Raw genomic sequence first — 12511 nt, 5'->3', positions numbered from 1 at the left:
GATCCCTTTGTCCGACACCGAGAAGACACCCGCCCCGAGCGGCCTGCCGTCCGAAATCAAGCCCGTTTCCATCGCCGATGAAATGAAGCGTTCGTATCTCGATTACGCGATGAGCGTGATCGTGAGCCGCGCGCTGCCGGATGCGCGCGACGGGCTGAAGCCGGTGCATCGACGCATTCTCTACTCGATGTACGAAAACGGCCGCGACTGGAACAAGCCTTACCGCAAGTCGGCGCTGATCGTCGGCGACGTGATGGGTAAATACCATCCGCACGGCGACCAGTCGATCTACGACGCGCTCGTCCGCATGGCGCAGGACTTCTCCATGCGCGTGCCGTTGATCGACGGCCAGGGCAACTTCGGCTCGGTCGACGGCGATAGCGCCGCGGCGATGCGATACACCGAAGTCAGGCTCGAGAAGGTCGCGCACAAGCTGCTCGACGACATCGACAAGGACACGGTCGACTTCCAGCCGAACTACGACAATTCCGAGCGGGAGCCGGTGGTCATTCCGGCCCGCTTCCCGAACCTGCTCGTCAACGGCGCCGGCGGCATCGCGGTCGGCATGGCGACCAACATCCCGCCGCACAATCTGGGCGAGGTCATCGACGCGGCGATCGCGCTGATCGAGCGCCCCGAGATCACGATCGAGGATCTGATCGAGATCGTGCCGGGTCCGGACTTCCCGACCGGCGGCGTCATCCTCGGCCGCGGCGGCATCCGCTCGGCCTATCACACCGGCCGCGGCTCCGTGCTGATGCGCGGCCGCGTCAAGGTCGAGACCGTGCGCGGCGGCCGCGAGGCGCTGATCATCACCGAGATCCCGTATCAGGTGAACAAGGCCTCGATGGTCGAGCGCATCGGCGAGCTGGTGCGCGAGAAGAAGGTCGAGGGCATCGCCGAGGTGCGCGACGAGTCCGATCGCGAGGGCTACCGCGTCGTGATCGAACTCCGGCGCGACGCCAATGCCGACGTGGTGCTGAACCAGCTTTACCGCTTCACGGCGCTGCAGACGAGCTTCGGCTGCAACATGGTCGCACTCAACGGCGGCCGGCCGATGCTGATGAACCTCAAGGACATGCTGGCGGCCTTCGTCGCGTTCCGCGAGGAGGTCATCGGCCGGCGCACCCGCTATCTGCTCGCCAAGGCGCGCGACCGCGCCCATGTGTTGGTCGGCCTCGCCATTGCGGTCGCCAACATCGACGAAGTGATTCACCTGATCCGCAACGCGCCGGATCCGGCGACCGCGCGCGCGCAGCTCATGGAGCGTGCCTGGCCGGCCAAGGACATGGCGCCGCTGATCGCGCTGATCGCCGATCCGCGTCATTCGCTCAACGCCGACGACACCTATCACCTGTCTGAAGAGCAGGCCAAGGCGATCCTCGACCTGCGCCTGCAGCGCCTGACCGCGCTCGGCCGCGACGAGATCGCCGAGGAACTGGAAAAGCTCGCCAAGGAGATCGAGACCTATCTCGAGATCCTGCGCTCGCGCGAGAAGATCCTCGGCATCGTCAAGACCGAGCTCGCCGAGGTGAAGGCCGAGTTCGCCACGCCGCGCCAGACCGAGATTCTCGACGTCGAAGGCGATATGGACGACGAGGATCTGATCCAGCGCGAGGACATGGTCGTCACCGTGACCCATGCCGGCTGGATCAAGCGCGTGCCGCTGTCGACCTACCGGGCGCAGCGACGCGGCGGCAAGGGCCGCTCCGGCATGGCGACCAAGGACGAGGATTTCGTCTCCCGGCTCTTCGTCGCCAACACGCACACGCCGATCCTGTTCTTCTCCTCGCGCGGCCAGGCCTACAAGACCAAGGTCTGGCGCCTGCCGCTCGCGGCCCCGCAGGCGCGCGGCAAGGCGCTGGTCAACATGCTGCCGCTCGAGCAGGGCGAACGGATCACCTCGATCCTGCCGTTGCCCGAGGACGAAACGAGATGGGAGACGCTCGACGTCGTGTTCGCCACCACCAAGGGCACGATCCGGCGCAACAAGCTCTCCGACTTCGTGCAGGTGAACCGCAACGGCAAGATCGCCATGAAGCTCGACGAGGGCGAGGGCATCGTGTCGGTCGAGACCTGCACCGAGCAGGACGACGTGTTGATCACGACCGCGAACGGCCAGTGCATCCGCTTCCCCGTCACCGACGTGCGCGTGTTCAAGGGCCGTGACTCCATGGGCGTGCGCGGCATCTCGCTCGCCGACGAGGATCGGGTGATCTCGATGGCGGTGATCCGCCACTTCGAGGCCTCGGCCGAGGAGCGCGCCGAATACCTGCGCCGCAGCCGCGCCATGCGCGGCGAGCTCGAGGCCGAAGTCGACGCGATCGAGGCCGAGGGCGAGGAGGCGACCGGCGGCATCGAGCTCGGCGACCGCTACACCGTGATGAGCACGGCCGAACAACTGATCCTGACCATCTCGGAGAACGGCTACGGCAAGCGCACGTCGTCCTTCGAGTACCGGATCACCGGCCGCGGCGGCAAGGGCATCACCGCCATGGCCACCAACGCCCGCAATGGCAAGCTGATCGCGAGCTTCCCCGTCGAGGACGCCGACCAGATCATGCTGGTGACCGACGCCGGCCAGCTCATCCGCTGCCCGGTCGACGGCATCCGCATCGCCGGCCGCGCCACGCAGGGCGTCATCGTCTTCAATACGGCCGAGGGCGAACATGTCGTCTCGGTCGAGCGCATCCGCGAGGACGAGGACGCCGCCGCCGATGGTGCCGAGGCCGGGAGCGCCGAGGGGGCGAGCGAGCTCGGTTCCGATGCTGCCGATCCGTCGGGCGAGCAGGGCGGTCCGGACGGTGAGGCCGGGCCGGGCGAAGGCGAGATGCCGCCGGAAGCCTGATCGCCGACCGGCACGACAACCGGACGACTTAAAAGGGGCGGGGCACCTCGGGTGTCCCGCCCTCGTCCGTTTCGGCGGCACGTGCGACGCGAGGGCTCATTTCGCGTATCGGCGCGCCACCGCGCCGAGCGTCAGGCCCTGCACCAGGATCGAGAAGATCACGACCGCATAGGTCGCGCCGAGCACGGCCGGCTTCGCCGGCGCATCCGGGAGCGCCAGCGCCAGCGCGATCGAGACACCGCCGCGAATGCCCGCCCAGGTCAGCAGCGGGACGTTGCCGAGCGACAGCGCTCGGCTCCAGGGTGTCACGAGCGCGGGGGCCGCGACCGCGATCAACCGGCTGACCAGCACGATCGGGATCGCGGCAAGCACGAAGCGGAGATCGATGTCCGCGAAGCGCAGCACGAGCACCTCGAGACCGATCAGCAGAAACAGGACGGCGTTGAGCACCTCGTCGATCAGCCGCCAGAGACCCGACACGATGCGCTGGCTGCGATCGCTCATCGCGAAGCGCGGGCCGCGATCACCGACCAGCAGCCCGGCGGTCACGACGGCGAGCGGCCCGCTGGCCTCGAGCCGCTGGGCGAGCACATTGGTGCCCGACACGAGCGCGAGCGTGATCAGGACCTCGATGCGAAAATCATCGATCGCGTGGATCGCGCGATAGGCGACGAAGCCGGTCGCAAGCCCGATCGCGATACCGCCGCCGACCTCGCGCAAACCGACGAGCACGACCTCGTCCCACCCGCGCGGCGTCTCGCCGCCGGCGAGTGCGCCGAGCAGGAGCGTCACCAGGAAGACGGCGGCCCCGTCATTGAAAAGCGCCTCGCCCTGCAACTCGATCTCGATCTTCTCCGGTACCTCGACGCCGCGCAGGATCGAGATCACCGCGACCGGGTCGGTCGGGCTGATCAGGGCGCCGAACAAGAGGCACCAGACGAGCGGGATGGCAGCCCCGAGCCAATCGGCGACCCACCAGAGCGCTCCGCCGACCAGGACCGCCGAGAGCGCGGAGCCGATCGCCGCCAGCGCGAACACCGGCCCGGCGCGCGCCCGCAGCCGGCCGAGATCGAGGTCGAACGCGCCGGCGAAGAGCAGGAACGCCAGCATGCCGTTCATCACAACGGCCGAGAAGTCGATCTGCCGAACCGCACCACCGACCACGTCGTGAAGCCCCGATCCGGGCCAGAGCCACTCCTCGAGCGCAACGGCGCCGGAGAGCGCGAGTCCGCTCGCCACGAAGGCGACCGCGTTCGGAAGGCCGAACCAGCGCCGATTGAGCCAGCCGAAGCCTGCGGTCGACACCAGCAACAGCGCAACGATCTCGAACCACGACATGAAGCCTCCCTCTCGATCGCGCCCGCGGACGAAACACAGCGGCGGACAGCAGGGGCAGGGCGCGGTGCCCTCGCCAGCTGGCCACCGCAGCTTCGTCGGCTCGGCACCGGCTGGCCCCGAACAGCGCCGCCCCCTCCGGTCGGGACCGCTCCGGGCGAACCGGGCTCGGACGAAATGGTGTCGGGCGGACCGGCCTCCGGCGAATTGGAGTCGGACGAAATGGTGCCGGGCCGACCGCCCACGCATCAGTGGGCCGGCACGTGTGGCGGACCCCGGCCGAGCCCGTGACAAGTCGAGCGGGCCGGACGTCACCGAGGCCAACGCGGAACGCACGCGCTTGTGCCGGACGAGAGGGGAGGAGCGATGCGGCCGCCTCGTCCTCGGCAGCAATCGGTGTGGGCGCGGAGGATAACGCTGCACCCAACGGTCCGGGCCAGGGTCGCCAGGCCTGCGGCTGGGCGCCGTCTTCAAGGTGTCCGCTAATACTTCGTTAACCACGATCGGCGCCAACTCAAGATCAACTGGGACAAGAGTTTCCGCGCGAGTCGGAGCAGGGGGCAGCGTGTCGGACGAGCAGGTGGCCGGCGCCGGGGTCGACCGGATCGACATCGAGGTCACGACGGCCTGCAATCTCGGTTGCGCCGCGTGCCCGCGCACGGTTGCGGTCGGTCGCGGTGCACCGGCGACGGTCCATATGCGGCTTGCCCGTTTTCGCCGCATCCTGGAGAACCTGCCGCCCGCCCGTGTCCTGCAGTTCGACGGCGCCGGCGAGCCGACCCTGCACCCTGATTTTCCGGCGTTTGTCGCGGCGGCGCGCGCAACGGCTAAGTTCGGGGTGATCGGCGTCACCACCAACGGGTTGGCGCGAGATCCCAGCTATTTTATGGGCCTCGCCGCCGCCGGGCTCCGGCGCGCAACGATCTCGGTCGATACCTTCGATCCGGCCGCCGCGGCTCGGCTGCGCGCCGGCACGGACGTCGATCGCCTAGCGCGCGCGGTCACCGAAATCGCCCGCTCGATCGAAATTACGACGGCTAAATTATGTATAAGCCGGCTCAATAGTGATGCGATTACGGCCACCCTGGCGCGACTGGCTCAGACCGGCGTTCGCGCCATCGAAGTCGTTCCCGTGCAAGCGCACCATCCCGACCACGCCGCGTGGTGCCTGGATGACGCAGCGCGGGCGAGCCTTGTCGCGCGGCTCGCCGCCTTCGGCCCGACCCTCGGCAAGATCGGCCTGTTCGGCGCTCCGGCGCTTCAGCCGGCCGGCGGCCGCTGCGCGCTGCCGGAGCGGGTGCTGACCGTGACGGTCGAGGGATCGCGGTCCCCTGCGGACCGAACCGGGACGACGCGACCTTCGGACGCTTCGACCTCGCCGAGCGCGCCTTCGAGACCCGGCGATCCGATCCGGCCCTGGCGGCCTGGCTCGATGCCTATCGCACCACCGCCCCCGCGGCCTGCCACGGCTGCGGTTTCAATCCGGCCCTCGATCCGGCGACGGTTGCGCCGATCGATCCGGCCGCGGAGACGATGATGACCCGTTCCAGCAAACCGGCCCGCCGCGCGAGTGAACCGTCCACGCCCAAGGGCAGTCCGATCCCGGAAGCCGTGCCTGCCGAGGCCACTCTGCCCCCGATCGCCGAGGCGGTTGCGGCCGAAGGCGGCACAAGACCGGAAATCGTCGCGCCGGCGGCGCCGGTCGCGAGCGCACCATCGGCACCCGTATCGACCGCGTCGGCCAAGGACGACGAAGCGCCCACCGGGACCGAGACCGTCGCGACCGAGGCCGTCACGACCGCTGCCGAGACAGCGAAGCGCGAACCGCCGGCCGGATCCCCGAAGCCCCGCGCTCGGCGCCGCCAGCCGCGGCGCCCCATTCCGTCGCGCAGGCGGACGCCCCCGCCGCAACGGGCGCGGGCGGCAGGCCGGCCGCGATACCAGCGCCCATGTCGCCCCAGATGTCGCCCCCGATGTCGCCCCCGCCGGCGCCTGCGCCCCTGACGCCCAAGGCGGCCATCGATCGCGCGATCGGCCTGCAGGTCGCCGGCGATTTTGCCGCCGCCGAGACGCTGCTGCGCGCGCTCGCCGGCCATGGCGAAACCGCCGAGGTGCTGCATCGGCTCGGCCTCGGCGCGCTCCAGCGCGGCGCGGTCGCCGAGGGCGTGCGCCTGCTCGAAGCCGCGCGCACGCTGTCGCCGGACACGCGGATCGCCTTCAACACCACGGTGGCGCTCGCCCGCGCCGGACGGCACGAGGATGCGATCGCGCTCGCGCGCGAGGCGCTCGCCCGCACGCCCGATCATCTCGGCCTGCACCAGATGCTGGCCGGTGAACTGCTCGCGACCGGCGACCGGCAGGGCGCGGCCGACGTCTTCGGCGTGCTGGCCGAGCGCGCGCTGAAGGTCGCCGACGGCGCGCGGATCGCGCAATCGATCGAAGCGATCGAGGCGATCGGCCTGGAGCCGAAGACCGCGATTGTACTCGCCAATCTGCTGCGCATCGCCGGACGGCAGGACGAGGCGCTGCGGCTGCTCGCCTTGCGCCTCGCCCATCGCCCGGCCGATATCCCGGCGCTCATGACCAAGGCGATGGCCGGCCTTGCCATCGTACATGCGTCCGAGGACGAGATCGACGAGCGCCGCCGGCGCTATCACGACGCCATCGCCGCGGTCGCGGATGCGGTCACCGCGGCGCCCGAGACGGAGCTCGCCGCGGCCGCGTCGATCGTCGGCGTCGCCAAGCCGTTCTTCCTCGCCTATCAGGGCTATGAGGATCGCGCCTTGCAGGCCGTCTACGGCGGCGTCATCGCGCGGCTCATCGAAGCATCCGGCGTCAACCGGGGCTGGACGCCTCCGGCCGCGCCGGAGCCGGGCGAGAAGATCCGCATCGGCTTCGCCACGCTCTACGCCTACACCCATTCGGTCCTGAAGCTGTTCCTCGGCTGGCTGGAGACGATCGACCGCTCGCGCTTCGAGATCAGCCTGTTCCACTTCGGCACCGCGCAGGACGGACTGACCGAGCGCGCGATCGCGGCCGTCGATCATTATCACTCGGCCCAGAAATCGGCCGCCGAGTGGGTCGCCACGATCCGCGAGGCCGCGCCGCATGTGATGGTCTATCTCGAACTCGGCATGGACCAGACCGCGATCCAGGTCGCCGCGACCCGGCTCGCCCCGGTTCAGTGCATGACATGGGGCCACCCGGAAACCTCCGGTCTGCCCGACATGGACTATTTCCTGTCGAGCGACCTGATGGAGCCGGCCGACGGCGAGAAGCACTATACCGAGCGGCTGATCCGGCTGCCGAACCTGTCGGTCGCCTATAGCCCGCTGCCGTCCGAGGGCGGGCGCCTGGCGCGCGCCGACATCGGACTGCGCGCCGACGCGACCGTCTATGTCTGCTGCCAGTCGCTGTTCAAGTATCTGCCGCGCTACGACGCCGTCTTCGTCGAGATCGCGCGCCGCGTGCCCGACGCGACCTTCCTGTTCATCGGCGATCCGGCGAGCCCGGTGACCGTGACGTTCCGGACGCGCCTGGCGAAGGTGTTCGCCGAGGCCGATCTCGATTTCGGCCGCCACGTCGTCATCTGCCGGCCGGTGCCGTTCGAGCTGTTCCCGTCGTTCCTCAAGTGCGGCGACGTCTATCTCGACTCGATCGGCTGGTCGGGCGGCAACACGACGCTGGAGGCCGTGACCTGCGATCTGCCGTTCGTGACGCTGCCGGTCGGCCCGATGCGCGGCCGGCACAGCTACGCGATCGCCAAGATGATGGGCATCGATGCCTTCATCGCCGACAGCACGGCCGACTATGTGGCGCGTGCCGTCGATCTCGCCGATCCGACCCGTCGCGTGCTGGCTATCGCCAAGGTGAAATCCGAGAAGCACCGCCTGTTCGGCGACACGGTACCGACGCGCGCGCTCGAAGCCTTCTTCGAACGGGCGGTCTCGGAGGCCTACGGCTCGGAAGGAAAGCACGCGGCCGAGCCGGGGACCGCGGCGGCCGAGGCGCGTCACACCGAGGAGCCAGCCGAGACGGTCGCGCTCCTGCGCGCCGCCGGCTGACCGCTCGCCCGATCGTCGCGAAATCACGGCGCGCCCCCCGCGCCTCGACATGCGTGCAGCGCGCATATCGCGACCGTGTCGCCCGGGAGCGTCCGCGGATGCGAAGCACGATCGCGAGTGCCGCTCGGGCAGCGCGCGATCGTGGGCGGTGCCCTTGTGATCCTTTGGCCGAGCACCGTCCGCCGATCATTGCTGCATACATATGAGGCGATAGGCCGCCGAGGATCAGGGGCACCGGCCGACCGCTGTCCCAAACAGCGCAAGCACAAGGTGAGGGGAGGAGGGGGCCGGATAGGACGCAGGGCAGGGAGGGGAACGGGCAACGCCCCGCTAACCATGCGGCTTAGCGCCTCCTTAGGTTTAAGGAATTGTTCAAACCGTCTGGCGAGATTGGCCGTCGCACCGATGATCTCACAGCGCCGGATCAGTGCGGAGCGATTGTTTCGGAACCGTAGGCGCGCGCAGCCGACCGACAGAAGGGAGCCCCGATGGCGATGATCGACGTCCTTTCCGCCTCCGTCCGCCGTCTCGGGATCGCCGTCCTGTCGGGCAGCGCGATGCTGGGCCTCGCGGCCTGCTCGGACGGGCTGGATCGCTTCGAGTCCATCGCGCCGCAAGTCGTGAGCGCGCAGCCGGCTCCCCAGCCGGTCGCCAATGCCAACATGATGATGCCGATCGAGCCCACTCCGTCGCGTGCGGGCAAGATGCCGTTGCTGCCGCCGGTGCCGCCGTCGAACGCGCGGACCGCCTATGCCGGTGCGACCACGCTTCAGTGAGGCCCTCCCGGCGGGCTGGGCGAGACATGCCCCCGCGCGATGGAGCGGTCGAGTTCGGCCGCCCGCGATCGGATGATCGCGTTTGGCGAGCGTCGATTTGGCGCATGTTCGCGTCCGGGGAAGACCGGCCGCGACACCCCCTCGATGACGGCTCGCCAATCCATCTGTAAAGCAACGCGCGTCCGGCACCGGATGGCCGCGCGACATCGTCTCTGCGGCCGAAACACCAAGGACGGCCGCGGCTCATCCACGCCTGCGACCGCGCGCGGCAGAGTTCCGCGCGACCGTCCTGCACACGGAATCGCAGCATCTCCGGACCAGATACGATCACGCGGCTATGAGGCGGCCATGGATCAGGACCGGCTCGCCACACGCGACACCGGGGCGCCACGTCTCGCCGCCGGGTCTCGCTGCCAAGCCTCGATTACCCCGCCTGATCCGTCTGGTCGCCACCCCCGCCAGACCGGCACAACAGCCGGTAGAGCGTGACGACAAAGCAGCGGATCTCCACGCTCGCCAGCGAATAATAGATCATCTTGCCCTGACGGCGGGTGCTGACGAGACCGTCGGTGCGCAGGCGCGCGAGTTGCTGAGAGACGGCAGGCTGCCGAAGGTCGAGCGCAACCTCGAGCTCGCGGACCGAGTACTCCCGACCGGCGAGCAAAAACAGCATCAACAGGCGATGCTCATGCGCGAGCGCCTTGAGGAACTCCGCGGCTTCCCTAATGTGAGGCCGTGCAAGTTCGAAGTTCAGATGGGACGTTCCGCTAGCTTCCGATCCATCGAGGCTCACGTCATGATCAGGAACATCAGTCTGCGGCATCACCAATATTGACTCCCAAACCTCGGCCCCACCTGCGAGGTAAAGTTATTGACGACACTAACGTTAGACACAATCAGTTACAAGCTGGTTATCTGTAATTATAGTCATCACGCATGCATCTATTATGAATATAATAGGATTTATTCCGATACCCACATCAACGCTTTCAGGGATTTCATATTCGATATTTGGCGATTGTATCCGATTAGCTGCGTCATATGCGCGCCTTTCCAATCGTTAGATGCCAACAATCACATAACGTCGGCTGCACCGTAAGGTTCCAGTAACGGAAGGACGAGCGCTCTCGTCAATTGTGGTTGTCCGTGATAGCTAGAAAGAATGAGGTCCTGGCTCGCGATCTTCGATCCGGTCGGCGCGCTCGAACGGTGTCGCGCGGCGATCGCGGCCGTTCTTGCGGCCCGACCAAAGCCCTGTCCCCGGTGCTCGCCGCTCGGCGAGAGCCCGGCGGTGGTGCTCGTGATGGCGCTGGTGGTCGCGATCGCGGCGATCCCGCTCGTCGATGCGGTCGCGTTCTCGATGTCGAGCCTGATCGCGCCCGAGTGGCGGCCGTCGCTTCAGCGCGTCACCGCCCTGGGAGAGGGCTGGGAGATCCTGGTCGGCTCCGGCCTGGTGGTGATCGGCTTCCTGGTGATCGATTCGCGCCGTCTGCCGGCGCCGACCCGCGCGGCCCTGCAGCGGCTGGCTGCGCTGTCAGCCTTCGCCTTTGCGTCGGTCGCCGGCAGCGGGTTGATGGCGGCGCTGGTCAAGAACGCCATCGGCCGGGCGCGGCCGCATGCGATCGACGGCGATGCGGTGCTCCAGTTCCACGCCTTCGCGTTCCAACCCCGTTACGCGGCGTTCCCATCGGGACATTCGACCACGGCCGGCGCGACCGCCATGGTGCTCGCCTTGATGTTCCCGCGCTGGCGCTGGCCGATCCTGATCGCCGGCCTGCTCGTCGCGGTGACACGGACGCTGCTCGAAGCGCATTTTCCGTCCGACGTCGTCGCTGGTGTCGGCCTGGGGATGGCAGGAACCCTGCTGTTCGCCCATCTCCTGGCCCGCCGCGACTTCGTGTTCCGTTACGACTGGGAGGGCCGGCTGGTGCCGGCCCCCGGCGAGTCGTTCCGTTCCCTGGCCGCGCTGTTCAGCCGCCCGCAAGTCGGCTGAAGCCGGCGTCCAGATCGGCGATCAGATCGGCCGGATCCTCGAGCCCGACGTGCAGCCGCACGACCGGACGCGTCGGTGCGGCGGACGCGGTCCGGATCCCCTTGAGATCGACGAGCGTGACCAGACTTTCGAATCCGCCCCAGGAATAGCCGATCCCGAACAGTTCCAACCCGTCGATCATCGCCGCGATGCGCTCGTGCGCGACCGGCTGCAGCTCGAAGGCGAACAGTCCCGACGCGCCGCCGAAGTCGCGCTTCCAGATCGCATGGCCCGGATCGGAGGGGAGCGCCGGGTGCAGCACGCGCGCGACCTCCGACCGCTGTTCAAGCCAGCGGGCAACGGTCAATGCGCTCTCGAAGTGCCGTGCCAACCGGACCGGCATGGTGCGCAGGCCGCGCAGCGCCAGATACATGTCGTCCGGACCGGTGAACATGCCCATGTCGCCATAGGTCCGCTTGACCGCCGCCCAGACGCTCTCTGCGCAGGCGATGGTGCCGATCATCGCGTCGGAATGGCCGACGACATATTTGGTGCCCGCCATCAGCGCGATGTCTATGCCGTGGGCCAGCGGCTTGAAATAGACCGGCGTCGCCCAAGTGTTGTCGATCAGCGTGACGATGCCGCGCGCCTTGGCAGCCGCGACGATCGCCGGCACGTCCTGCACCTCGAAGGTGAGCGAGCCCGGGCTCTCCATGAACACCGCGCGTGTGTTCGGCCTGATCAGCCCGGCAATGTCCGCTCCGATCAGGGGATCGTAGTAGGTGGTCTCGACGCCGTAGCGCTTCAGCACGCCCTCGCAGAACAGGCGCGTCGGGCCATAGGCGCTGTCGGTCATCAGCAGATGGTCGCCGGTCGACAGCACCGACAGCAGCGCAATCGAGACCGCGGCGAGGCCGGACGGCGTCACCAGCGTGCCGGCCGCGCCCTCGAGCTCGGACAGTACGTCGGTCAGTGCCTCCGAAGTGGGCGTTCCGCGCCGTCCGTAGACATATTTGGTGCCTGGATTTTTGGTCGCCGCCAGATTTTCGAACAGCACGGTCGAGGCGCGCACGACCGGCGTGTTGACGAACGGCGTGTCGCGCGGATCGGGGCGACCGCTGTGCGTGACAATCGTTTCTACGGAGCGGTTCCTGTTTGGAATGGATTTCGACATTTTACACAACTCTTGGAATTTGCTGCTGATGACCGGCCAGGATTCGCCGCATGGATTTCGACAACCATTCTGCCCCCCTTGACCGTTGGCCGCAATTGGCCTGCTATGTGCTCATGGATCGGGCGATAGCGGCCATGCATTCCTGCATGCCGTTAAAGCGGGCAGTCGGCGGCGTTTTCGAAGAGGAGGAGGCGCCGTCCTGCGCGCCTGGACCGCGACCGTTGTCTGGCCTTGCCGCGTGAACCGCGGCGGCCGGGCGGGCGCGAGGCCGGGTAGTCCAAACGTCGGCCGCGAGGCCGGACGATCCACATGCGGTCCTACCAACGAAAAGAGTGCACAGGG

The 12511-nt window shown here is 68.1% G+C and carries 8 protein-coding genes; 5 read left to right on the top strand and 3 right to left on the bottom strand.

The genetic code is table 11. The annotated features are described in order from the left end of the window. Window positions 1–7 precede the first annotated feature (7 nt). Complete coding sequence (gyrA, locus tag ABS361_07775) at window positions 8–2848, top strand: DNA gyrase subunit A (GenBank protein XBY46118.1); 2841 nt, start codon at window positions 8–10, stop codon at window positions 2846–2848. A gap of 96 nt (window positions 2849–2944) precedes the next feature. On the opposite strand, the gene ABS361_07770 is transcribed toward gyrA, so the two are convergent. Then, window positions 2945–4186, bottom strand: a complete 1242-nt coding sequence (locus ABS361_07770) for a sodium:proton antiporter (protein ID XBY46117.1) — start codon at window positions 4184–4186, stop codon at window positions 2945–2947. A gap of 562 nt (window positions 4187–4748) precedes the next feature. On the opposite strand from ABS361_07770, the gene ABS361_07765 reads away from it, so the two are divergent. From ABS361_07765 to ABS361_07755, 3 genes are all read left to right on the top strand, one after another. Continuing rightward, complete coding sequence (locus ABS361_07765; protein XBY46116.1) at window positions 4749–5720, top strand: radical SAM protein; 972 nt, start codon at window positions 4749–4751, stop codon at window positions 5718–5720. Window positions 5721–6156: 436 nt separating this feature from the next. Continuing rightward, window positions 6157–8247 (top strand): hypothetical protein, encoded by a 2091-nt coding sequence (locus ABS361_07760; protein XBY46115.1) that lies wholly within the window; start codon window positions 6157–6159, stop codon window positions 8245–8247. Window positions 8248–8735: 488 nt separating this feature from the next. Further along, the gene (locus ABS361_07755) at window positions 8736–9023 is read left to right on the top strand and encodes a hypothetical protein (protein XBY46114.1); all 288 of its coding nucleotides are present in this window, start codon (window positions 8736–8738) and stop codon (window positions 9021–9023) included. A gap of 424 nt (window positions 9024–9447) precedes the next feature. Here ABS361_07755 and ABS361_07750 read toward each other — a convergent pair whose 3' ends face one another. After that, complete coding sequence (locus ABS361_07750) at window positions 9448–9846, bottom strand: metalloregulator ArsR/SmtB family transcription factor (protein ID XBY46113.1); 399 nt, start codon at window positions 9844–9846, stop codon at window positions 9448–9450. Window positions 9847–10185: 339 nt separating this feature from the next. On the opposite strand from ABS361_07750, the gene ABS361_07745 reads away from it, so the two are divergent. After that, window positions 10186–11016 (top strand): phosphatase PAP2 family protein, encoded by an 831-nt coding sequence (locus tag ABS361_07745; GenBank protein XBY46112.1) that lies wholly within the window; start codon window positions 10186–10188, stop codon window positions 11014–11016. On the opposite strand, the gene metC is transcribed toward ABS361_07745, so the two are convergent. After that, window positions 10994–12169 carry a cystathionine beta-lyase gene (gene metC / locus ABS361_07740; protein XBY46111.1) on the bottom strand — a complete coding sequence of 392 codons (1176 nt, stop codon included), beginning with the start codon at window positions 12167–12169 and terminating at the stop codon, window positions 10994–10996. The two genes, ABS361_07745 and metC, sit on opposite strands and share 23 nt — an antisense overlap. Window positions 12170–12511 lie beyond the last annotated feature (342 nt).

The organism is Ancalomicrobiaceae bacterium S20 (assembly GCA_040269895.1).
Lineage (GTDB): Bacteria > Pseudomonadota > Alphaproteobacteria > Rhizobiales > Ancalomicrobiaceae > Methyloraptor > Methyloraptor flagellatus.
This window is presented reverse-complemented; position numbering and strand designations above follow the sequence as displayed.